Source organism: Tsukamurella sp. II2bb (assembly GCF_057815145.1).
In genome coordinates, this window is sequence record NZ_JBYPZI010000003.1 from 254,625 (window position 1) to 276,557 (window position 21,933).

At 67.5% G+C, this 21,933-nt stretch carries 19 protein-coding genes; 17 read left to right on the plus strand and 2 right to left on the minus strand.

Translation table 11 applies throughout. From position 1 onward, the window contains the following. The first annotated feature begins 59 nt into the window (after positions 1-59). A complete protein-coding gene (locus AC21LY_RS09720) occupies positions 60-1,103 on the plus strand; it encodes a C40 family peptidase (protein WP_489046255.1) in 1,044 nt (347 codons plus the stop codon). Positions 1,104-1,118: 15 nt separating this feature from the next. Continuing rightward, positions 1,119-2,249, plus strand: a complete 1,131-nt coding sequence (locus AC21LY_RS09725; RefSeq protein ID WP_489046256.1) for a glycosyltransferase family 4 protein — start codon at positions 1,119-1,121, stop codon at positions 2,247-2,249. Positions 2,250-2,326: 77 nt separating this feature from the next. On the opposite strand, the gene AC21LY_RS09730 is transcribed toward AC21LY_RS09725, so the two are convergent. Then, complete coding sequence (locus tag AC21LY_RS09730; RefSeq protein WP_489046257.1) at positions 2,327-4,126, minus strand: AMP-dependent synthetase/ligase; 1,800 nt, start codon at positions 4,124-4,126, stop codon at positions 2,327-2,329. Between the two features lie 144 nt (positions 4,127-4,270). Here AC21LY_RS09730 and AC21LY_RS09735 point away from each other — a divergent pair, with 144 nt between their 5' ends. The 13 genes from AC21LY_RS09735 to AC21LY_RS09795 all read left to right on the plus strand — a co-directional run bounded on the left by AC21LY_RS09735 (position 4,271) and on the right by AC21LY_RS09795 (position 16,468). Continuing rightward, entirely contained in the window at positions 4,271-4,663 is a 393-nt protein-coding gene (locus AC21LY_RS09735) for a hypothetical protein (RefSeq protein WP_489046258.1), read from the plus strand. Continuing rightward, positions 4,656-5,120 (plus strand): SRPBCC family protein, encoded by a 465-nt coding sequence (locus AC21LY_RS09740; protein ID WP_489046259.1) that lies wholly within the window; start codon positions 4,656-4,658, stop codon positions 5,118-5,120. Before AC21LY_RS09735 ends, AC21LY_RS09740 begins: the two co-directional genes overlap by 8 nt. Beyond that, entirely contained in the window at positions 5,120-6,343 is a 1,224-nt protein-coding gene (locus AC21LY_RS09745) for an ArsA family ATPase (RefSeq protein WP_489046260.1), read from the plus strand. Before AC21LY_RS09740 ends, AC21LY_RS09745 begins: the two co-directional genes overlap by 1 nt. Next, the gene (locus AC21LY_RS09750) at positions 6,336-6,779 is read left to right on the plus strand and encodes a hypothetical protein (RefSeq protein ID WP_489046261.1); all 444 of its coding nucleotides are present in this window, start codon (positions 6,336-6,338) and stop codon (positions 6,777-6,779) included. The genes AC21LY_RS09745 and AC21LY_RS09750 overlap by 8 nt, the downstream gene beginning before the upstream one ends. Then, positions 6,776-7,729, plus strand: a complete 954-nt coding sequence (locus tag AC21LY_RS09755; protein WP_489046262.1) for an ROK family protein — start codon at positions 6,776-6,778, stop codon at positions 7,727-7,729. Before AC21LY_RS09750 ends, AC21LY_RS09755 begins: the two co-directional genes overlap by 4 nt. A 61-nt stretch (positions 7,730-7,790) precedes the next feature. Continuing rightward, positions 7,791-9,590, plus strand: a complete 1,800-nt coding sequence (locus tag AC21LY_RS09760; protein ID WP_489046263.1) for an ABC transporter substrate-binding protein/permease — start codon at positions 7,791-7,793, stop codon at positions 9,588-9,590. Positions 9,591-9,595: 5 nt separating this feature from the next. Beyond that, complete coding sequence (locus tag AC21LY_RS09765) at positions 9,596-10,372, plus strand: amino acid ABC transporter ATP-binding protein (RefSeq protein ID WP_489046264.1); 777 nt, start codon at positions 9,596-9,598, stop codon at positions 10,370-10,372. A 125-nt stretch (positions 10,373-10,497) separates the two neighbouring features. Continuing rightward, a complete protein-coding gene (locus AC21LY_RS09770) occupies positions 10,498-11,610 on the plus strand; it encodes an MspA family porin (RefSeq protein ID WP_489046265.1) in 1,113 nt (370 codons plus the stop codon). A 131-nt stretch (positions 11,611-11,741) separates the two neighbouring features. Then, positions 11,742-13,136, plus strand: a complete 1,395-nt coding sequence (locus AC21LY_RS09775; RefSeq protein WP_489046266.1) for a hypothetical protein — start codon at positions 11,742-11,744, stop codon at positions 13,134-13,136. A 15-nt stretch (positions 13,137-13,151) separates the two neighbouring features. Beyond that, complete coding sequence (locus AC21LY_RS09780; protein ID WP_489046447.1) at positions 13,152-13,937, plus strand: DUF5642 family protein; 786 nt, start codon at positions 13,152-13,154, stop codon at positions 13,935-13,937. Between the two features lie 20 nt (positions 13,938-13,957). Continuing rightward, a complete protein-coding gene (locus tag AC21LY_RS09785; protein ID WP_489046267.1) occupies positions 13,958-14,716 on the plus strand; it encodes a hypothetical protein in 759 nt (252 codons plus the stop codon). Between the two features lie 471 nt (positions 14,717-15,187). Further along, entirely contained in the window at positions 15,188-15,589 is a 402-nt protein-coding gene (locus AC21LY_RS09790) for a hypothetical protein (protein WP_489046268.1), read from the plus strand. A gap of 336 nt (positions 15,590-15,925) precedes the next feature. Continuing rightward, positions 15,926-16,468, plus strand: a complete 543-nt coding sequence (locus AC21LY_RS09795) for a hypothetical protein (protein WP_489046269.1) — start codon at positions 15,926-15,928, stop codon at positions 16,466-16,468. Positions 16,469-16,480: 12 nt separating this feature from the next. Here the strand turns inward: AC21LY_RS09795 and AC21LY_RS09800 are convergent, their stop codons facing one another. Continuing rightward, the gene (locus tag AC21LY_RS09800; RefSeq protein ID WP_489046270.1) at positions 16,481-18,226 is read right to left on the minus strand and encodes an amidohydrolase; all 1,746 of its coding nucleotides are present in this window, start codon (positions 18,224-18,226) and stop codon (positions 16,481-16,483) included. A 184-nt stretch (positions 18,227-18,410) separates the two neighbouring features. On the opposite strand from AC21LY_RS09800, the gene AC21LY_RS09805 reads away from it, so the two are divergent. Together AC21LY_RS09805 and AC21LY_RS09810 are read left to right on the plus strand one after the other, a co-directional pair. Beyond that, complete coding sequence (locus tag AC21LY_RS09805) at positions 18,411-20,471, plus strand: adenylate/guanylate cyclase domain-containing protein (RefSeq protein ID WP_489046271.1); 2,061 nt, start codon at positions 18,411-18,413, stop codon at positions 20,469-20,471. Beyond that, positions 20,468-21,925, plus strand: a complete 1,458-nt coding sequence (locus tag AC21LY_RS09810; RefSeq protein WP_489046272.1) for a mechanosensitive ion channel domain-containing protein — start codon at positions 20,468-20,470, stop codon at positions 21,923-21,925. Before AC21LY_RS09805 ends, AC21LY_RS09810 begins: the two co-directional genes overlap by 4 nt. Positions 21,926-21,933: the final 8 nt, after the last annotated feature.

A 21,933-nucleotide genomic window follows, 5' to 3' on the forward strand; every position in this document is an offset into this window, starting at 1 on the left:
TAACCTGGCAACGATTGCCCTCGCAATCGCGCTCCAGCTTCGGAAGGACTCGCTCGGCCGTGTCATCGACGTTCCATCCCCGCTCTTCTGCCGCGCGCGGCGCCGCCGCGTCGGCGGCGCTCGTCCTCGTCGCGGGCCTGACCGTGGTCGGGAGCGCCACCGCCGATCCCGATACGGCCGACGCCGCACTGAAGCAGTACCAGGCGCTCTCGGAGCAGGCCTCCGGCACGAACGAGGCGGCCAAGGCCGCCCAGGAGGAGGCCGACAAGGCCGCCGCGGCCAAACGCGCCGCGGACGCGACCCTGGTCGCGGCGAAGCGTGAGATCGCCGCCGTGCAGGCGCGGCAGGCGGCGCTGCAGCCCCAGATCGACGCCGTGATCGTCGCCAACTACAAGGGCGCGCGCACCAACCGGACGTACGCGCTGCTCGTGAGCGATTCTCCGCAGCAGATGCTCGACCAGATGTCCACCCTCGACTTCATCAACCGGGACGTCGTGGCCACGGTCGACGCCTACAAGAAGTCGAAGGCCGCCGCCGAGTCCGCCGCCACCCGCGCGTCGGAGGCGGCGAAGTCGGCCGAGTCAGCCCGCACCGACGCCGAGCGCAAGGTCTCCGATCTCAAGCAGAAGAAGTCGCGCCTGGCCCAGGAGATCGCCCGGATCAAGGCCATCTACGACCGCCTGACCGGTGCGCAGCGCCAGACGCTGATCGGCCCGCCGACCCCCTTCGATCCGAGCAAGGTGCCGGCGGGGAGCACGGCCGAGCTCGCGGCCGTGCGCGCCGCGCTGACGCGGATCGGCTCGCCCTACTCCTTCGGCGCCACCGGTCCGGGCCAGTTCGACTGCTCGGGCCTGATGGTGTGGGCCTACCAGCAGGCGGGGAAGTCCCTGCCGCGCACGTCCCAGGCGCAGCTGGCCGGCGGGCGGCCGGTGTCGCGCGATCAGCTGCAGCCGGGCGACATCGTCGTCTACTACTCGGCCGCCACGCACGTGGGCATGTACATCGGCGACGGCAAGGTCGTGCACGCGTCCACCTACGGTGTGCCCGTCAAGGTCGTCCCGGTCGACGCGGCGGGCCCCTACAAGTCGGCGGTCCGCTACTAGCTAGGCTTGGTCACCATGCCGCGCACGCTGCTGGTCACCAATGACTTCCCGCCCCGGCCCGGTGGCATACAGACCTACCTCCAGGCCTTCGTCCGGCAGTTGCCCGCTGACGAGATCGTCGTCTACGCCTCCCGCTGGCGCGGCAGCGAGGAGTACGACGCGGCGCAGCCCTTCGAGGTCGTCCGGCACCCGACGACGCTGCTGCTGCCCACTCCGGACGCCTTCGCCCGCGCCCGCGACCTGGTGCGCGGCCTCGACATCGACACCGTCTGGTTCGGTGCCGCCGCGCCGCTGGCCCTGCTGGGGGCCCCGCTCAAGGACGCGGGCGCGCGGCGCACCGTCGCGTCCACGCACGGCCACGAGGTGGGCTGGTCGATGCTGCAACCCTCGCGCGCCTGTCTGCGCCGGATCGGCGACACCACCGACGTCACCACGTTCGTGAGCAAGTACACCCGCGGCCGGTTCGCCGCAGCCTTCGGCCCGCGGGCCGCGCTGGAGCACCTCCCGCCCGGCGTCGACACCGACGTCTTCAAGCCCGACGATGCCGCCCGCGCGGCCCTGCGGGCGCGGTACGGGCTGGGCGCCGACGAGCCCGTGGTGCTGTGCCTGTCGCGGCTCGTGCCGCGTAAGGGGCAGGACATGCTGATCCGCGCCCTGCCGCGGATCCGGGAGCAGGTGCCCGGCGCCAAGCTGGTGATCGTGGGCGGCGGCCCGTACGCGGAGACCCTGCACGCGCTGGTGCGGCGCGTCGGCGTCGAGGAGCAGGTGGTCTTCACGGGGACGGTCCCGTTCGATGAACTCGCCGCGCACCACAACCTGGGCGACGTCTTCGCCATGCCCTGCCGGACCCGCGGCGCGGGTCTCGACGTCGAGGGCCTCGGCATCGTCTTCCTCGAGGCGTCCGCGACCGGAAAGCCAGTCGTCGCCGGCGATTCCGGCGGCGCGCCGGAGACGGTGTGGGAGGGGGAGTCCGGCCACGTCGTGCCCGGCCGCGACGTGGAGGCGATCGCCGACGCCGTCGCCGGCCTGCTCGCCGACCCCGACCGCGCCGCGACGATGGGCGCGCGCGGCCGCGAGCTCGTCGCCGAGCACTTCGACTGGCGGCGCCTCGGGCACCGCCTGCAGACCCTGCTCGGCCCGTACTGAGCCCGCGGGCACCGTCGAACCGGAGAACGCGGACCGCCGCACCGGAAGTCCGGTGCGGCGGTCCGTCGTCGGGGGTCCTACGCGTAGATCTCGGCGATGTCGTCGGCGTACTTCTGCGAGACGACGTTCCGCTTGACCTTCATGGTGGGCGTCATCTCGCCGGTCTCCTCGGAGAAGTCCTCCGGCAGGACGCGCACCTTCTTGATGGCCTCGGCCTTGGAGACGGTGTCGTTGGCGACCGCGACGGCGCGGTTGATCTCGGCCACCAGATCGGGATCGCTGCGCAGGTCGGCGACGGTCGCGGAGGCGGGCTTGCCGTTCGCCTCCTTCCACTGCGGGAAGGCCTCCGGGTCGATGGTGACCAGCGCGGCGATGAAGGGCTGCGCGTCGCCCACGACCATGGCCTGCGAGATCAGCGGATTGCTGCGCAGCGCGTCCTCGAGGCCGGCGGGCGAGACGTTCTTGCCGCCCGCCGTGACGATGAGCTCCTTCTTGCGCCCGGTGATCGACAGGAAGCCGTCGTCGTCGATCGAGCCCAGGTCGCCGGTGTGGAACCAGCCGTCCTCGATGGCGGCCTTCGTGGCCTCCTCGTTGCGCCAGTACCCGCGGAAGACCACGGAGCCCTTGAGCAGGATCTCGCCGTCCTCGGCGATCTTCGCCGCCTGGCCGCCGAGCGGACGCCCGACGGTGCCGATCTTCTGCGCGCCCGCCACGTTGACCGTGATGGCCGCGGTGGTCTCGGTGAGGCCGTAGCCCTCCATGACGGTGACGCCGACGCCGCGGAAGAAGTGGCCCAGGCGCGCGCCCAGCGGCGCGCCGCCCGAGATCGCGACCTTGCAGTTCCCGCCGAGCGCCGACTTGAGCTTGCCGTAGACCAGCTTGTCGAAGAGCGTGTGCTTGGCCTTGAGGATCAGGCCCGCGCCGCCGGTGTCCTGCGCCTGGCTGTACTCGATCGCGGTCTGCACGGCCGCCTCGAAGATCTTGCCCTTGCCGCCGTCGACGGCGCTCTGCTGCGCGGAGGCGAAGACCTTCTCGAAGACGCGCGGCACCGAGAGGATCAGTGTGGGCTGGAAGACCGAGAACTGCGGCACCAGGTTCTTGGTGTCGTTGAAGTGGCCGACCACCGCGCCGCCCTTGAAGCAGGCGATGTTCACGGCGCGGGCCAGCACGTGCGCCAGCGGCAGGAACATGACGTTGGAACCACCGCGGATCGCGTCGCCGAAGGGGGAGGCGAGGATCGCATCGGCCTCGCTCATGAGGTTCGAGTGCATGAGCTCGCAGCCCTTGGGACGCCCGGTGGTGCCGGACGTGTAGATCAGGGTGGCGAGGTCGTCCGCCGTGACATCGGCGCGCCCCGCGTGGACCTGCTCGTCGGTGACGCCCTCGCCCTCGGCGGTGAGGATCTCGACGGCGCCCTTCTCACCCTCCTCCGGCTCGATCCGCAGGACCCGCTGCACCTTGTGCAGATCCGTCAGCTCCGCGACCTCGGCGGCCTGCTTCGGACCCTCGATGATCAGCAGGACCGCGTCGGAGTCCTCGAGGATCCAGTCGATCTGGCCGGAGGAGCTGGTCTCGTAGACCGGCACGGTCACGGCGCCGACGGCCCAGATCGCGAAGTCGATGAGCGGCCATTCGTAGCGCGTCGAGGACACCAGCGCCACCCGGTCCCCGGGCCTCACCCCCTGCGCGACGAGTCCCTTGGCGACGCCGAGGATCTCCCGCTCGTACTGCTTGGAGGTCACCGGCTCCCAGTTCCCCGCGACGAGGCGCTTGACGCGGACGCTGTCCGGGTCCGTGCGGGCCACGTCGAAGACGACATCGACCGTCGAGGCCGAGGGGTCGATGGTGTAGTTGGCGGGGACGCTGATCTCGCGCACGAATCCTCCGGGTCGCAAACGACGGTTTTGTGGGGAACCTTACACCGCTGCACAGGGCCCGTTCCGAGCTTGCGCGGGGCCCGTTCCGAACTCGAACGGACCCGGCACCGTCCGCCCGGCGGGGGGATGTGTGAAGCTTAGGAGGTGAGCACCATCCAAGTGGCCGACGTCGCCTTCGTCGCCGCCCACCCGAGTGCCGTGGCCGCCGCGATGGCGGGCGCGCAGCGGTGGCGCGGTTGGTTCCCCGACCTGCGCCTGACCGTCACCGAGGACCGGGGCGATCTCGGCATCCGGTGGAAGGTCGACGGTGCCGTCACCGGGACCTCGGAGTTCTGGATCGAGCCCCACCTCGACGGGAGCCTGCTGCACTACTTCCTGCACGCCGAGCCGAAGGGCCCGATGACGCCCGAGCGGATCGCGGCCGATGTGCGCGAGCGCCGGGTCCGCGGCCACGACGTGATGTTCGACGTGAAGTTCGCCGCCGAGGACGGACGGGTCCTGGGCGGTCCCGCGGTCGGGGAGGTGGAGCGTGTCTGACGCGGACCGCACCCGCGAATCCATCGTCATCGCGGCGCCGCCGGAGTCGATCATGGCCGCGATCTCCGGTTTCGACCGCTACCCCGAGTGGGTGTCGGCGGCCCGTGAGGTCACCGTGCTCGAGACCACCGCGGACGGCATGCCCCGGCGCGTGCGCTTCGTCCTGGAGGAGGGCTTCCTCCGCGACACCTACGAGCTCGAGTACCGGTGGGCTCCGGGCGGTCGGTCGGTCGAGTGGGACCTCGCGGCGAGCACCCTGCAGAGCACGCAGCACGGCCGGTACGACCTGACGCCGACGGCCGACGGCGCCGGCACCACCGTCACCTACACGCTCGAGGTCACCCTGCAGATCCCGATGCTCGGCATGCTCCGCCGCAAGGCGGAGAAGGCGATCACCGACACCGCCCTGCGGGAGCTCAAGCGCCACGTCGAGGGCGAGTCGGCGGCGCAATCCTGATGCCCGCGCAGGGCCCCGCGACCCGATTGCTGCTGGTGTCCGGCGCCGGGGGAGCGGGCCGGACCACCGTGGCGACGGCGCTCGCCGCCCGGGCCGCCGAACGCGGCCGCGCGCTGCTGGTCACCGTCGGGCGGACCGTCGATCCGTTGCTGGCGGACGGGAGCGGCCCGTTCGACCACGTGCACCTCAACCCCGTCGAGCTGCTCGCGCAGTGGTGGGGGAGCCTGTCCGCGACCGTCCGCGCCGGGCGCGGGCTCGGGGAGGCCGACGGCGGGGCGTCCGGCTTCGACCCGTTCGCCCTCGAGCCGCCCGAGCTGACCGGCCTCGCCGACGCCGAGCACGTTCTCGTCCTCCGCGCCGTCCGCGGGCACGTCGACTCCGGGGAGTACCGCACCGTCGTGGTGGACGGTCCGGCCTTCGACGGCCTGGTCTCCCTGCTCACCGCACCCGCGTCCCTCGCCGCCTACCTCGAGCGGGTCTGGCCGCGGCACGTCCGGCTGTCCGGCCCGGCGTCGGGGCCCGCCGCGGGTGCGCTGGCCGCGCTGCTCCTCGCCGAACCCCTCGCCGGGCTCGCCGACCGGCTGGCCGCGTTCGTCGCCGACCGGACGGTGCTCGAACTGGTGCACGTCACGACCGGCGACGGCGGCCGTCCCGCTCTGGCGCGCGCGGAACTCGCGGCGCTCGAGGTCCTGGGCCTGCGGCCGGTCGCGTTGGTACTCAGTCGCCTGATCGACGTCGACGACCGGTTCGCGCTGGACCTGCCGCACCCCGCGGTCCGGCTGGTGCGCGCCCGCGTGGCGGCGCAGGACGATGCGCGCGAGGCGCTGGCCGAGGTGGCGACGGAGCTCGACCGTCCCGTCATCGAGGTGGCCGAGGCCGCGGAGCCGCTCCGGACCGCTGCGCAGGCCGCCGCGCTCGACTGGGACGCGGGGGCGATCCTCGACGCCGCGCCCGCGGTGGTTCCCGTGCCCGCCGTCCGTGCGCTGGGCGGCCCGGGGCTCGACGCGCGGTACGAATGGTCGATCGCGTTGCCGCTGGTGGACCCCACCACGATCGGGCTGGGCCGCGTCGAGGAGGATGTCGTCGTCGAAGCGCAGGGTGTGCGGCGGCGCTTGCGGCTACCGTCGGTGCTGCGCCGGTGCGTCGTCGCGGGCGCCACCTACGAGGAGGGGGAGTTGCGCGTGACCTTCGTCCCCGATCCGGAGGTGTGGCCCCGTGGCTGACCCCACTCCCGACCCGTCGGAGGAGTTCTTCGCCTCCGCCGCGCGCCTGTTCGAGACGGCTCGCCCGTGGATCGCGGCGGCGCTCGCCGAGCACTCCGCGCATCCCGACGGGGATCCCGGCTCCTGCCGGCTGTGCGCGCTCGGCGGCGCCGTGGCCCGGCACATCGAGCCCTTCGCGGTGGAGGCCTCGAAGTCCCTCGGGCACTTCGCCGACGAGGTGCTCGCCGACCTGCTGCGGCTCGCGGAGGAGTTGCTGGGCAGTGCCCGGACGGCGGCGGCGGCCGTCGCCGCCGATTACCTGTCGACGGTGAACGGAACCGGCACGGCGGAGCCGGCCGAGCCCGGCGCGGCGCCCACCGCGCCGTCGTCGCAGGCCGGCGGGTACGAGCGCATCGACGTCCGGCTGTCCAGCCCCGAGGAGGAGCCCCCGGTATGACCCTGACGATCGGCATCGACATCGGCGGCACCTCGGTCCGCGCCGGCGTGGTGACGGACGACGGGACCGTCATCGACACCGCGCGGGCCGAGACGCCGCGCAGCGCCGCGGCCCTCGAACGGTGCCTGGACCGCGTCGTGCAGGAGTTGTGCGTCGAGCACGACGTGCGCGCCGTCGGCCTGGCCGTGGCGGGCTTCCTCGATCCCGCGCGGCAGCGGGTCGCCTTCGCCCCGCACCTGCCGTGGCGCGAGGCGGCGGTGCCCGCCGAGATGGCCGCGCGGATCGGTCTGCCGGTGGTCATGGAGCACGATGCGAACTCCGCCGCGTGGGCCGAGTTCGTCCACGGTGCGGCCCGGCAGGCGCGCGTGACCTGCGTCGTCGCCCTGGGGACCGGCATCGGCGCGGGGCTGCTCATCGACGGCGAGATCTACCGCGGGGCCTTCGGGGTCGCGCCGGAACTGGGGCACCTGCAGGTGATGCCCGACGGCCGGCCGTGCGACTGCGGCAAGTCCGGGTGCTGGGAGCGCTACTGCAGCGGCACCGCGCTGGTGGAGACGGCGATCGACCTGATGGGCGGTTCCGGGTCGCGGGGGGTGCTGCTCTCGCGGGAGCTGGCCGACGATCCCGGCTCGCTGACGGGGCGCAAGGTCGCGGCCGCTGCCGAGGCGGGCGATCCGGTGGCGCAGGAGGCGGTTGGCGAGCTCGCGCGGTGGCTCGGCATCGGCCTGGCGATGGTCAGCGACGTCTTCGACCCGGACCTCATCGTGCTCTCCGGCGGTGTCGGCGCGTCCTCGCGCCTGTTCCTCGACGATGCGCGCGAGCACTACGCCAAGCAGGTGACCGGCGGACGGTACCGCCGCAAAGCCCGGATCCGGGCGACGGAGCTGGGCGAACGCGCCGGCATGCTCGGCGCGGCCGCGCTCGCGCGGGACGCGGTCCTGGGCCGCTGAGTTGGGATCATGCGCGATGCAAAATATCGTCTCGGGATCGGAAACACCGTAAGGTTCACGCGTGACTGCACCCAGAACGGGCGGAGGCCTCCGGCTTCTCGCCGTGATCCCGCTGCTCGGACTCCTTCTCGCACTGGTGTCGCCGGCGGGCATCGCCGCCGCCGCGCCCGACCCCGGGAAGTGCTCCCCGCCCGGTGAGGCGTCCGCATCGGCGGCGCCCGTCAACCTCGCCGCGGCGGGCAACCAGGACGTCGACAAGTACACGACGCCGGGCGTCGTGCCGCTGGAGTCCATCGATAAGAACGCGCTCGGGCTGATCACGCCGGGCACGATCACCGTCGGGACCCTGGGCGACGCCCCGCCGAGCATCTGCCTGAACCAGGCCACCGGCCAGTACACGGGCTTCGACAACGAGCTGCTCAAGGCGATCGCCCAGAAGCTGGGCCTGAAGATCGAGTTCTCCGGCACCGAGTTCTCGGGCCTGCTCTCGGCCGTGGCGACCAAGCGCTACGACGTCGGCTCGTCGTCCATCACCACCACGGACGCGCGGCGGCAGACGGTGGCGTTCACCAACGGCTACGACTTCGGCTACTTCTCCCTGGTGGTGAAGTCCGGCTCGCCGCTCACCGGGTTCGACAAGCTCACCGCCGCCAACCGGATCGGCGTGGTCCAGGGCACGGTGCAGGACGAGTACGTCCGGAACGTGCTCAAGTTGCAGCCGGTGCAGTACCCCGATTACGCCACCGCCTACGCGAACCTGCGTTCGGGCCAGATCGACGCGTGGATCGCACCGTCGGCCCAGGCGGACGGCCAGGTCAAGCCCAGCGACGGCACGGCCATCGTGGAGAACACCTTCTCGGTGAACAACTTCGTCGGCTGGGCCGTGGCGAAGGGGAACCAGCCCCTGGTGGACGCCCTGAACTCGGGTCTGGACGCGATCATCGCCGACGGCACCTACGCCAAGCTGTACACGGACTGGGCCCCGCGGGAGATGCCGAAGGGCTGGAAGCCCGGGTCGAAGGCGGCGCCCGCGCCGCACCTGCCCGACTTCGCGGCGATCGCCAAGCAGCACGCGGCCGACAAGCCGGCACCGTCGGGGGCCACGGAGCAGAAGGGCACCCTCGCGCAGCTCGGCGAGACCTTCTTCGACTGGAAGCTCTACCGCGAGGCGTTCCCGTACCTGCTCAAGACGGGCCTGCCGAACACGCTGATCCTGGCGGTCGTCTCCGGCCTGATCGGCACCGTGCTCGGGCTGCTGCTCGCGGTGGCGGGGATCTCCCGCACCCGCTGGCTGCGCTGGCCGGCCCGGGTGTACACCGACGTCTTCCGCGGTCTCCCCGCGGTGGTCGTGATCCTGCTGTTCGGTCTCGGGATCGGGCCGGTGGTCAAGGACATCACCGGGAACAATCCGTACTGGCTCGGCGCCGTGGCCCTCGGCCTGCTGGCGGCGGCGTACATCGGCGAGATCTTCCGCTCCGGCATCCAGTCGGTGGAGTCGGGCCAGATGGAGGCGGCGCGCGCGATCGGTTTCAGCTACCGGCAGTCGATGTCGCTCGTGGTGATCCCGCAAGGCGTGCGGCGGGTGCTCCCGGCGCTGATGAACCAGTTCATCTCGCTGATCAAGGACAGCTCGCTGATCTACTTCCTCGGCCTGCTGGCGACGCAGCGCGAGCTCTTCGCCGTCGGTCGTGACCTCAACGCCAACACCGGTAACCTCTCGCCCCTGGTGGCCGCGGGCCTGTTCTACCTGGTCCTGACGGTGCCGCTGACCCACCTGGTGAACTACATCGACGCGCGGCTGCGCTCGGGCAAGCGGGAGCAGACCCCCGTCGAGCTCGACCTGGCCGTGGAGAAGGGCTGACCGCCGTGACCGAGAACCAGACCGCCGCGCCGTCCGTGCCCGGCAAGACGCCGATCGTGCCCGTCTCGCTCGAGGGCAAGGGCCTGCACCTCGCCTTCGGCGCCAACCACGTGCTGCGGGGCGTGGACATCGACGTCCCCGCCGGCACCACGACGACGGTGATCGGACCGTCCGGGTCCGGCAAGTCGACGCTGCTGCGCGTGCTCAACCGGCTGCACGAGCCCCAGTCGGGCGACATCCTGCTCGATGGTCGTTCCGTGCTGAAGGACGATCCGGACGAGCTGCGCCGCCGGATCGGCATGGTCTTCCAGCAGTTCAACCTGTTCCCGCACAAGTCCGTCGTGGACAACGTGGCCCTCGGACCGCGGAAGCTGCGAGGCTTGAGCGCGGAGGAGGCGCGGGAGCTCGCGCTCGCCGAGCTGGAGGTGGTGGGCCTGCGGGAGAAGGCCGACAAGCGCCCGTCGAGCCTGTCGGGCGGCCAGCAGCAGCGCGTGGCCATCGCGCGGGCGCTGGCCATGCGGCCGCAGGTGATGTTCTTCGACGAGGCCACCTCGGCCCTGGACCCCGAGCTGGTCAAGGGCATCCTCGCGCTGATGACGGAGTGCTCCGCCGAGGGGATGACGATGGTGGTGGTGACCCACGAGATGGGCTACGCGCGCAGCGTCTCCGACAACGTGGTCTTCATGGATGCCGGCAAGGTCATCGAGGCCGGGCCGCCGGACAAGCTGTTCGAGGACGCCGAGAGCGAGCGCCTGCGCACCTTCCTCTCCCAGGTGCTCTGATCAGCGCCGCGCGGCGGTTGTGCGGCAGGTATGCGCCTGGGCTCAGGATTACGTTCCCATAACGATCACGCTTTGCGCTTGGAGAAACCTTAAATCTAAGGTTGAGTGTTACAAGAGTTGCCAAAGTGGCCAATGTGATCTCCAGGGAGCGGGACAACGTGACGAGCAAGAGGATCGACCGCGCTGCGCGGCATGGGGGAGAGCCGGAGCGGCGGCGGCGTGATCAACATTTCCGCTGGATTCTGTGGAAACTCGCTGTGGTCGGTGTCGCGGTCAGCGCGATCCTGGCTGGCGGTGTTGCTGCGGCGGATCCGCCGGCGCCGGATGTGCCGAGCCGTCCCGGTGATATTCGCGGTGGATTGTTCGCGGATACCAGTCGCGCGATCGAGACCCGCGAGGGCCATGTCCTGAGGGTGTGGAAATATGCGGAGAACCTGCGTTCGACTTTGCCGATCGGTCGGGGCTTGAACAGTTATGAGGCGTGGTCACAGCTTGCGGGGGAAGCGACGATCACGCCCAAAGATCCGAGGCGCAAGCCCAAGAGTCCGGTGCTGGCAGCGAGTTTGACGATCGGCGTTCAACTCGGATGCCCAGCCCAGGCTCAGTCGCTGCAAATCGGCGGTACGTTGTCAAACGCAGTTTACGCCAGTGTGACGCCCGGTTTGTCCGCTACTGTCGGGGCGACTGCGGGTGGCTCCGGCGGATCCAGCGGCGGCGAGGGGAACGGCTCAGTGAACGGGTCGGTCACCCCGAGCATCAGTGGCACTTTCGGTGACACGGTCACTACTACTGGAACAATAACTGGAACAATCGGCGCCGGGCAAACTCGGGACTTCACGATTGCTACGAAGAACCTTGCGGGTGGATCTGCATACATTGTGATCCGAGAAACTCGCCTGAGTTTCGACGGCTGCCTCGGCGGCGCACAGGTGCGTTCTTTTGCTACCGCCACTATTGTTACTGCCGAGGGGACTTCGAGCCAGAGCACCTACGGCAAAGTGTTGTGGATCGAACGAGACAACCCAGGCAAGGCCGATGTTCCTCCTCCGGTGACCGAAGCACCTGCCAACGCTAGCATTGCAGGCGCACAGCCGACAAGCCCTGCAAAGCCTGTCTCGTCCGGTGCCGCCGTGGCCAAGCCCGTCGCCGGTTCGGCGAAACCGAGTGCTCCCAAGCCTTCCGTGCAGCCTTCCCCCGGGCGTCCTGTCTTGAAGCCGGCATCTCCCGCTGTCCCATAGTCGGGCCCACGAAACGGTTCCGGGTCGCCGCGATATTCGCGATATCGCGGGTTGACACTTCGAGGTAGCAAAGTTCGCGGTAGTGTTCTCGTGGATCGTTCGATGTTGTTGACAGTGTGGGGGGGAACGTCATGCGTGTGGGGAAGCCTCGATCAAAGGCGGCGCCATGGATCGCCGCGTTCCTGATCTTCATGCTCGCGGTGACCGGAAACGTACTGCTTCCGCAGTACGTGGTCCCGGTAGCGGTCGCCGACCCGAACGGCCCGGGATGGCCGCCTGGGCCCGGGACCGGGCCCGGAACCGGCAGTGGATCTGGACAGGGGGCGGTGCCGGGGCAGGTCGCGCCGCAGGCCCCCATCAACCCCGGTCAAGTCCTTCCCGGCCAAGTCGCGCCCGGCCAGGCCCCGCCCAACCCGGCCGTCTCGCCCAATGCAGGGAACACCGGAAATTCGGGAAACACCGGCCCCAGGGTTCAGACCCCGAATATCCCCAATCCGCCAGCGGATGGAAAGCCGATTGTCGATGGGGATCAATCGGTACCGCAGGCAGACCAGAATTCGGGCCGGCAGCAGGAGCAGACGTCTGATCGTCAAACCCAGACGTCCAGAGAACAGCGCGATGCGGCACGAAAGAAGAAGCGCGAGGAGGCCAAGTGTGAAGACAACCCTTGGTTCAGCCCTAAGCCAGACGGAAAGTTCGATAGTGATGAAGACCGGCAGAAGTGGTTGAAATTCGAGGATGAAGCGCGGAAGGCGCCGAACTATAAACGGCTGGGGAGGCTGAGGAATAAGCTGGGATATGATGATCATATTGATCATATTATACCGTTGAAACGGTTGTGGGGAATGGACGGATTCAAGGGGCTGAGTCTATCTGCGCAGATTGCGATAGCTGACGATGTTTCGAATTTGATGTTCCTGCACGGGCCTTGGAACGGATCTAAGAACGACAATCTCTTCTCCGAGTATGGCGTGCGACCAGGATGGGGCGCGAGAGACAGGATCGACTCTGAGATTTCTGTGGACCAGCTCGCCGAGATGTGTCGACGTGAAAAGGCGATCTCGCCCAAGCTTCACAAGATGATTACAAATGCGCGAGCGGCTAAACAGGCCGCGGGAGCGGGATCCTCCGGTGAGGCAACGGACTCCGCGGGCGGCGACGGAACTCAGGTGACACCAGCTGACCCGGATTCGGGCACGCTCGATCGTACGATTCCGCCGATGACGAGCGATCTGCCCGCCACAACTACGTACGTATCGCCGCCGACTGAAACAATGCCGACGTCTCAGGCGCCTACCGCGCCGGAGACGACAGTGGTTGCGCCACCGGCTCCGAATGTCACGACATCGAATCCACCGACCAGTTCGCCCGCTGAGGTTCCCGCTAAACCGGGTATCGAGCTTCCCGCATGGCCGACACTGGCTGCGGTAGGGTGTGGAGCGGCTCCGACGGTTTGTGGGGGTGCCGCAGTTGTGGTTGTTGGCGGTGCAGCGCTCCTATTCATAGGGTTTGTTCTCGCTAGTTAGGGAGAAAGGGTGACTATGGCCGGTAGTGATGAAAATGGAAAGCCTGATGGTGACGCTGGAGTGAGTTCGCGCGATGAAGGGGTGTCAAATACTTCATCCTCCGGAAGGCGGATTCTAAAGCGTCCAGCTTGGCTGGTCGTCGTTCTTGCTCTCAGCCTGATTGGGGGAACGGTCATCATAGCGACCACTGGCTCCTCGGACGAGGAACCGGTAGGTCGCGATTCGTCGCGCATTTACGGTGTATCGAAGATGTTCCCACCGGGAGTGACCGTGAATGATTCGGGGAGGAAAGAAATCACTCTCGGGGCTGACGTTCCGGCGGCCGTGAATGCACAGAGGGCGATAGTGACGCCGACCACGTGCCAGGGTTTCGCTGACGAGATCGTTCGTCCAGGTCGGACGGTGGGTTCAAAAGTTCGTACGGTGGGCGCCTCCGTGAAAGGCGTGCAGTTTACGATTATCAGCCAGGAAATTCCGAGCACCGCCTTGCCTCGACGCACCGACGACTCCTGTCGGGACATGTCGCTCAGGTATCCCGACGGCTCCTATGCGCTGGTGACCGAGCCCGATGACCTTCCACGAGTCGAAGGGGCTGACGTAGAGGGAACGCGCGGTGTGATAAGCACGATCGACGGCAAGGTGATTGATTCGTTTACCTTCAAGGCGTGGTTTGATCAGTATCACGTAGTCACCGTCCAAGCGAAGTCTGATCCAGACTTCCGGCCTGCATCGAACCCGATCGATCCATCGTTTTCGAAGGCGTTGTTGATTGAAGCGGCGCGACTGGTGCGAGGTGCGTAGCGTGGATGTAGGATACTGATATGCGTAGTCAAGAACTCATTGATCGATTGAATGTGGGAGGCGTTCGAGGGATCGGTGGCGAACTCGCCCCTGTTCGGGGGTACTCCGGTGTTCCGGGGTGGTGGTCCGAGTTGGGCGATGACTGCGGGGAGAACGGGTTGATCGCGTCGCGGGCGTGGGAGGCGGTGGGGGCGGGGTTCCATGAGGTTGCGTCTGTGGTGAGGCAGACGGATGTCACACTTGCTCAAGTGCGGGAAGTAGGTGGAGAGGCGCGCCCGGTTGTAGCGTACCTCTTCCCGCCGGACGGTGTTGATAGCGACGACTCTGAGCGGGTTGGTTGCGTCGGTTTCCTGCCCGCTTGCGACGTGGAATCAGCGATTCTGACGCGCATGAATTCTGATGTACAGGAGTTCTACAAGAGCGTTCATGACGGGTTTGTGCTGGATATTCGTATACGGGAACGACACGTTGCAGCGCTTGCAGATATCGTGTCGTGGGCAGACTGGGTCGGAATCGGCGAACCGGAGTATTTTGCGGAGGATGCGAGTTTCGGATATAAGGTGCCGTATTTTCCGGATCCACGGAATCTGATGATGATCTTAAACGGAGATGTGGGTACGGTGTTGTGCGATGTCACCAGTCCTGACTCGCCGTGGTACCGGGCGGGTGATGTGTTCGAATGTCCGACGGTCGATGTTACGGGTGCGCCGGTGACTCCGCTGCTGGTGCTGTCGCGGTTCATACTTCGGACGCTCGGGTACTCCCCGCCACTCATGTGAAGTATCGTGGCGCATTCCGCGTATCGAAGCCGCCCCACTGTTGCCGGTGGCGGCATGCTCGTCGGATGTGAGGCGGCCGGGTGGACGCTGTCTGTAGGGGCGATCGTGTGGTGGGATACTGATATGCGTAGTCGGGAGCTCATTGATCGGTTGAATGCGGGTGGGGTTCGGGGGATCGGTGGAGAACTCGTTCCGGTTCGGGGGGAATCTGGTGTTCCGGGGTGGTGGTCTGAGTTGGGTGATGATTGTCGGGAGAATGGGTTGATCGCCTCGCGTGCGTGGGAGGCGGTGGGGGCGGGGTTCTATGAGATCACAGCTGCCGTGAGACATGCGGATGTAGCACGCGCTGAAGTATGTGGCGTAGATGGAGAGGTACGCCCTGTTGTGGCGTACCTGTTCCAGTCGGGCAGAGACGATTCTAGACGTGTTGGTTGCGTCGGTTTCCTGCCTGTTCATGATGTGGAGTCACCGATGCTGACGCGCATGAATGCCGGCGTGCAGGTGTTCTATAAGGGTGTCCATGACGGATTCGTGCTGGATATCCGTGCGCCGGGGGACGATGTAGCGGCACTAGAAGATATTGAATCATGGGCAGACTGGGTCGGAATCGGTGAGCCCGAGTACTTCGCGGAGGATGCGAGTTTCGGTTATGGGGTGCCGTATTTTCCGGATCCACGGAATCTGATGATGATCTTAAACGGAGATGTGGGTACGGTGTTGTGTGATGTCACCAGTCCTGACTCGCCGTGGTACCGGGCGGGTGATGTGTTCGAATGTCCGACGGTCGATGTCACTGGTGCGACGGTGACTCCGCTGCTGGTGCTGTCGCGGTTCATACTGCGGACGCTCGGGTATTCCCCGCCACTCATGTGAAGTATCGTGGCGCGTTCCGCGTATCGAAGCCGCCCCACTGTTGCCGGTGGCGGCATGCCCGTCGGATGTGAGGCGGCCGGGTAGACGCTATCTGTAGGGGCGATCGTGTGGTGGGATACTGATGTGCGGAGTCGAGAGCTCGTTGATCGATTGAATTCGGGTGGCGTTCGGCGGATCGGTGGCGAACTTGTTCCGGTTCGGGGGGACTCTGTTGTTCCGGGGTGGTGGTCCGAACTCGGTGATGATTGCCGGGAGAACGGGTTGATCGCCTCGCGGGCGTGGGAGGCGGTGGGGGCGGGGTTTCATGAGGTTGCGTCTGTAGTGAGGCAGGCGGATGTGGCGCTCGCTGAAGTGCGTGGCGGAGGGGGCGAGTCACGTCTCGTTGTGGCGTACCTCTTCCAGTCGGGCAGTGCTGACGACTATCCCGGACGCGTTGGTTGCGTTGGTTTCCTGCCTGTTCATGATGTGGAGTCGCCGATGTTGACGCGCATGAATGCCAGCGTGCAGGAGTTCTACAAGAGCGTTCATGACGGCTTTGTGCTAGATATTCGCGCGCCGGGGGACCGTGTTGCGCCGCTAGCGGAAATCATATCGTGGGCGGACTGGGTCGGAATCGATGAGCCCGAGTATTTTGCTGAGGATGCGAGTTTCGGTTATAAGGTGCCGTATTACCCGGATCCGCGGAATCTCATGATGGTTTTCAATGGTGATGTGGGCGCGGTGTTCTGCGATATCACCAGTCCTGACTCGCCGTGGTATCTGGCGGGCGATGAGTTCGGTTGTCCGGCAGTTGATGTTACGGGTGCTCCGGTGACTCCCCTTCTGGTGCTCTCGCGGTTCATACTGTGGACGCTCGGGTACTCCCCGCCACTCCTGTGAGACATGTCGAGTTCATGCCGTGAAGGTGTTCCTCCCCGCGAGGTAGGTCTCGGACACCGTGATGTCGCGGATCTTGTCCGGTGCGACGGCGGTGGGATCGTTCGACAGGACGACGAGGTCGGCGTACTTGCCGGGTTCGAGGCTGCCGGTCTCGGTGTCGAGGTGCAGCTGCCAGGCGGCGTCGATGGTCTGGGCACGGATCGCCTGCTCCACGGTGATGCGCTCCTCCGGAGCGAGAACGCGGCCACTGCCCTTGGCGGTCCGCGTGACGGCGGTGGCGATGTTGCCGATCGGATCGGGCGGAGCGACGTTGCCGTCGTTGTGGAACGAAATGCGATTGCCCGCCTTCAGAGCGGAATTGGCGGCCATCCAATGCGCGCCGTGCTCCTCGCCGAAGAGTTCGTCGATGAGGGCGTCGCCCCAGTAGTAGACGTGCTCGATGAAGAGACTGGGCGTGATGCCGAGTTTCTGGGCCCGCTCGAACTGGGCCGGCGTCATCGCCCCGGTGTGTTCGAGGCGCGAGCGGACGGCGGCGGGGGACTGGGCGGTCTGATACGCGTCGAGAACGACGTCGATCGCAGAATCCCCGTGCACATGGCACGACAATTGCCAGCCCTGCTTGATGTAGGCGGTCGCCAGATCGGTGATCTGTTCCTTCGTGTAGTTCATTCCGCCGTGATGGTGCGGTTCCAGCCCCATGCGCCGGGTCGCGGCGGTATCGAGGTACGGGAAGGAGGTGAAGATGTTCCCCTGCCACGGCGACCCGTCGGCCCACAGCTTCATCCCGATCTGCGCGAACATCTGATCGGCCCCGACGGGCTTGCCGGCCTTGTGGTTCGGGTCCTTCGCGTTGTCCGGGGTGCCGATCTCGTAGGCGCGGATCCGCAGCTTGACGTTCGGGTCCGCCGCGATCGTGGCGTAGAGCTTCTCCTGCTGCGCGCGGTTGTAGGTGTGCTCGCTGGCGGTGGCGATGCCCGCGGCCGCGAGCTGGCCGAACGCCCACTGCAGATTCTCGTACGCCTTGGGCTGCGCCACTTTCGTGATGTACGGGGTCGCCAAGGCGGTGAGCGCCGCGGCCTCGAGCACCTCACCGGTCAGCTCGCCGTCCGGACCGCGCACGTACTCCGCGCCGACGGGGTTCGGCGTGTCCTTGGTGATGCCGGCCAGCGCGAACGACGCCGTGTTGGCATAGGCGGCGTGGCCGCTGTTGGCCACCAGGATCACCGGGTTGTTCGGCGCGAGCTGATCGAGCTGTACCCGCGTCGGCAACTGCAGGTCCGGCTGCAGCACCACGTCGATCCCGTACAGCAGTATCTGCGTGCCGGCCGGCGTCTTCGCGACGGTATCGGCCAGTTTCTGCATGACGCCGGCGCCCGTCGGCACGACGAACGGCCGGACGTCGACGGCGGGCGGGCCCAGTGTCTCGGCGATCTGGATGGGGTGGCTGTGCGGTTCGACGAACGCGGGGAGCAGCGCGCGACCCTTGAGGTCGACGACCTTCGTGTCCTTCGACCGGTGGCTCATCACGTCCGCCTGGGAGCCGACGGCGAGGATCTTCCCCCCGCTGATCGCGACCGCCTCGGCGCGGGTGTTCTTGGCATCGACCGTGATCACGGGGCCGCCGATGAAGATCATCTCCGCGTTCCGGGGGCCGGCGGTGGCACCGTCGTTGTTCCCGCACGCGGCGAGGGCCGCCACTCCGGCCACCCCGGCCACCCCCGCCCCGCCCACCAGGAACTGCCTACGGTTGATCGTCATCGTGCTCCTGTGATCGGGGGGAACTGCCTGAGAAACCTCGTCGCACTATATAACTAGCACCATGCGAATTTCCCTGGGTCGCGTGGAGACCGAGCGCGGCGGCGACGAAACGTCGAAAACGGGCGGAAAGCCCAGGTACGTGGCTCCGCTGCGTAAAGTAGGAATCCAAACGAAGCTCCTGGTGATGCTGTTCGTGACGAGCATCGTGTCCGCGGCGGTGGTCGGATTCGTCGGCCATCAGAATGGAAAGGAGTCCCTTCAGCAGGCCGCGTTCGATCGCCTCACGCTGGTGCGGGAACTGCAGGTGAGGCAGTTGGGCCTGTCCGTCGCCGCCCTCCGCAATTCGGTGCAGAGCTACGCCTCCGGCGATACGGTCAAATCGGCGCTCGACGGATTCTCGCGAGGGTACGACGCGCTGCGATCCACCCCGCCACCGACACCCGCGCAGCAGGCGACGCTGTCGGACTATTACACCAAGAACTTCCATGATCGTCGAAGTGAAACGACGGGGGAGAAGATCAATGTGGAGGCGCTCGTGCCGCGGACGAATCCGCAGGCGACGTTGCAGCTTCTCTACACCGTTCCGAACAATGCCGGAAATCAGCCGATCGTGGTCGACCCCGCGGGCGATCAACGCGAATGGTCCGCGACGGCGGCGCGCTACGCACCGTTCTTCCGGAGCGTCGTCGCGCGGCAGACGTTCACCGATCTCCTCCTGATGAATTCGCGCGGCGACGTCGTCTACAGCGCACTTCAGGGCGCGGATCTCGGTTCGAACGTCGTTACCGGAACATATGCGGGTGGAAGGCTCGGCGCGGTGTTCCAGGACGCACTGAATTCGAACACCGACGACGCCGTGGTGATCTCCGACGAGGAGTACTACCTGCCGTCGGGAGGCCCGGTCGCGTGGATCGTCTCCAGGGTGGGCAGCAAGGAGCAACGCGGCGGAGTTCTTGCGGCGCGGGTCTCCCTGGGCGAACTGGAGCGGATCATGACCTTCGATCGGCGCTGGGAGGAGAACGGACTCGGTAGGACCGGCGAGACCTTCATCGTCGGTTCGGATCACCTGATGCGGTCCAACTCGCGCCGGCTCATCGAGAACAAGGACGCGTACCGGGCCGAGGTGGCCGCCGCCGGAACCGATTCGACGGTGGCCGACCGTGCCGTGCGCCTCGGATCGACGGTCCTCGTGCAGCCGGCCGGCGGCGCGGCGGACGAGGCGCTCCACGGTCGCCCGGGGACCCTCGTGGGCACGGACTACCTCGGCCGTTCGACGCTGCAGTCCTACGGTCGCGTGGACATCCCCGGCCTGCAGTGGGCCGTGATCGCCAAGGTCGACGTCGATGAGGCGTTCGCGCCCGTGTCGCAGTTCACGCGGAAGGTGGTGATCACCACGGTCGTGATCATCTTCCTCGTCTGCTTGTTGTCGATGTTCGTGGCGCGCGTGTTCGTGCAGCCCCTGCGGGCACTCGAAGGCGGAGTCGAGCGGATCAGCGCGGGCGATTACCGCACCGTTCTGCCGGTGACGTCCAACGACGAGTACGGCGATCTGACCAAGGCGTTCAACGGGATGAGCCGGAGCCTGCTGGTGAAGGAGGAACTGCTCGAGGAACAACGCCGGGAGAACGAACGGTTACTCCAATCGCTCATGCCGGAGTCGGTAGCGGAAAGGTACCTCGAGGGCGAGGACACGATCTTCGATGAGCACGATGATGTGACCGTCCTGTACGCGGAGCTGACCGGGCTGGACGATTTCGTCACCTCCACGGACTCGGCAGCGGCGGTGGATTTCGTCAACGGCGTGGTCCATGAGATCGATGTCGTGGCCGAACGGTTCGGGGTGGAGAAGGTCGGCGCCATTCATCACGGCTATCTGGCGAGTTGCGGCGTCGCGACACCGCGGATCGACAATGTGCGGCGAACCGTGGACTTCGCGCGAGAGATGATGCGGATCGTCGAGCGCACGTCGCTGACGATGAACGCGGGCCTGCAGGTTCGCATCGGTATCGCGACGGGCTCGGCGACCAGTGGGCTCGTCGGACGCTCGAATCTGGCGTACGACATGTGGGGCTCCACCGTGAACATCGCTCGCGAAGCTCAGCGGAAGTGGGCCGGACCGGGCATCTACGTCACTGATCGCGTGCGGCTCGCCGTCAAGGACGGAGTCGGCTTCGAGCGGGTGGGTGAGATCACGGTCGCCGGGACGGAGGAGCTGATCTGGCGCCTGGACGAGGACGAGCGATGAGCGGCGTGCTGCAATCGAGTTGGCTGTACTGGGCGATCGGGGTCGCCATCGGCATGCCGGTGGTGCTGATCGCGCTCACCGAGCTGCAGAACTCGCTCCGCCGGAGGGGGAGCGAGCTCGCCTCGGCGGTGCAGCTGGCGCGCATCCTCCTCGTCCCCTCGATCGCGCTGCTGGTCCTGCTCGTCAAGGCCGCGGAGATGCCGGTACAGGCGACGGGGGTGCGCCTGGTCGCGACCGCGGTCGGCATCGTCGTGCTGATACTCGCGCTGTCCGGGCTGCGCGCCTCCCTGTTCCGGGGTGCCTCGGCCAGTAGCTGGAGGTCCCGGGTCCCGTCGATCTTCGTCGACGTCGCCCGCTTCGTCGTCATCGTCGTAGGCATCGCGATCATCATGTCGTCGGTCTGGGGGACCAACGTCGGGGGCATCTTCACCGCCCTGGGGGTCACATCGATCGTCATCGGCCTGGCGCTCCAGAACGCCGCGGGACAGATCGTGTCCGGGTTGTTGCTGCTGTTCGAGCAGCCCTTCCGCATCGGCGACTGGGTGGACACCCCGGCGGCCAGGGGGCGGGTCATCGAGGTCAACTGGCGGGCCACCCACATCGACACCGGGTCCCGGGTGCAGATCACCCCGAACTCGGTGCTGGCGGGTGCCTCCTTCGCCAACCTGAGTCATGCGCGCATCGCGCACTCGATCGCCGTCGAGACCGAGTTCGATCTGCACGATTCGGCCGATCTGGTGTGCCGGACCCTGGTCGCCGTCGCCTCCGCGTCGCCGTACCTGACCGACGGCGCTGTCCCGTCGTCCGTCCCGGTCGGTGCGGGGGTCTACCGGACGACGATCCCCGTCCGCTCACCGTCCGACGACTCGCGCGCCCGTGCGACCTTTCTCCGGTGGATCTGGTTCGCCTCCCGGCGGGCGGGCCTGCACCTCGACGGTGCGCAGGACCTGCCGCCGAGCGCCGCGGATCTGGCGGCGGCGCGCGCGGTCGTCGATCGGACGCTGCGACTGTCCGGCGAACACACCGACCGCGTGATGGACGTCGCCGAACTCGTCCGGTTCGGCACGGACGAGACGGTCCTGCGTACCGGCAGCGTCCCCGAGACGATGGCGCTCGTGATCGCCGGCCGCATCCGGCTCACCGTCAAGGGGGACAGCGGTGCCGTCGCCGTGGTCCGGGTCCTCGAACCCGGCGACATCATCGGCCAGACCGCGCTCACCCGTCAGCCGTCGCTCGTCGATGCCGTCGCGCTCGAGGAGGTACTGCTCGTCTCCGTTCCGCGGGAGACGGTGGAGTCGATCAGTCGCGCCGACGCCCGCCTGCTCCGCGTCCTCGGGCACACGATCGACAGCCGGCGGCGAGACGCACAACGCCTACTGAACCGGATGGCGGAGGGCAAGCCGGTGAGCGACGGCGCTGGGGTATCGGGGGGCGGCGCACCGTCGGTAGAGTGAGGTCGGAC

Coding starts and splice junctions, on each gene's coding strand:
- AC21LY_RS09810 (WP_489046272.1), top strand. CDS start 20,468: ATGAGCGGCGTGCTGCAATCGAGTTGGCTGTACTGGGCGATCGGGGTC.
- AC21LY_RS09780 (WP_489046447.1), top strand. CDS start 13,152: ATGGCCGGTAGTGATGAAAATGGAAAGCCTGATGGTGACGCTGGAGTG.
- AC21LY_RS09775 (WP_489046266.1), top strand. CDS start 11,742: ATGCGTGTGGGGAAGCCTCGATCAAAGGCGGCGCCATGGATCGCCGCG.
- AC21LY_RS09755 (WP_489046262.1), top strand. CDS start 6,776: ATGACCCTGACGATCGGCATCGACATCGGCGGCACCTCGGTCCGCGCC.
- AC21LY_RS09790 (WP_489046268.1), top strand. CDS start 15,188: ATGCTGACGCGCATGAATGCCGGCGTGCAGGTGTTCTATAAGGGTGTC.
- AC21LY_RS09725 (WP_489046256.1), top strand. CDS start 1,119: ATGCCGCGCACGCTGCTGGTCACCAATGACTTCCCGCCCCGGCCCGGT.
- AC21LY_RS09800 (WP_489046270.1), bottom strand. CDS start 18,226: ATGACGATCAACCGTAGGCAGTTCCTGGTGGGCGGGGCGGGGGTGGCC.
- AC21LY_RS09805 (WP_489046271.1), top strand. CDS start 18,411: ATGCTGTTCGTGACGAGCATCGTGTCCGCGGCGGTGGTCGGATTCGTC.
- AC21LY_RS09745 (WP_489046260.1), top strand. CDS start 5,120: ATGCCCGCGCAGGGCCCCGCGACCCGATTGCTGCTGGTGTCCGGCGCC.
- AC21LY_RS09785 (WP_489046267.1), top strand. CDS start 13,958: ATGCGTAGTCAAGAACTCATTGATCGATTGAATGTGGGAGGCGTTCGA.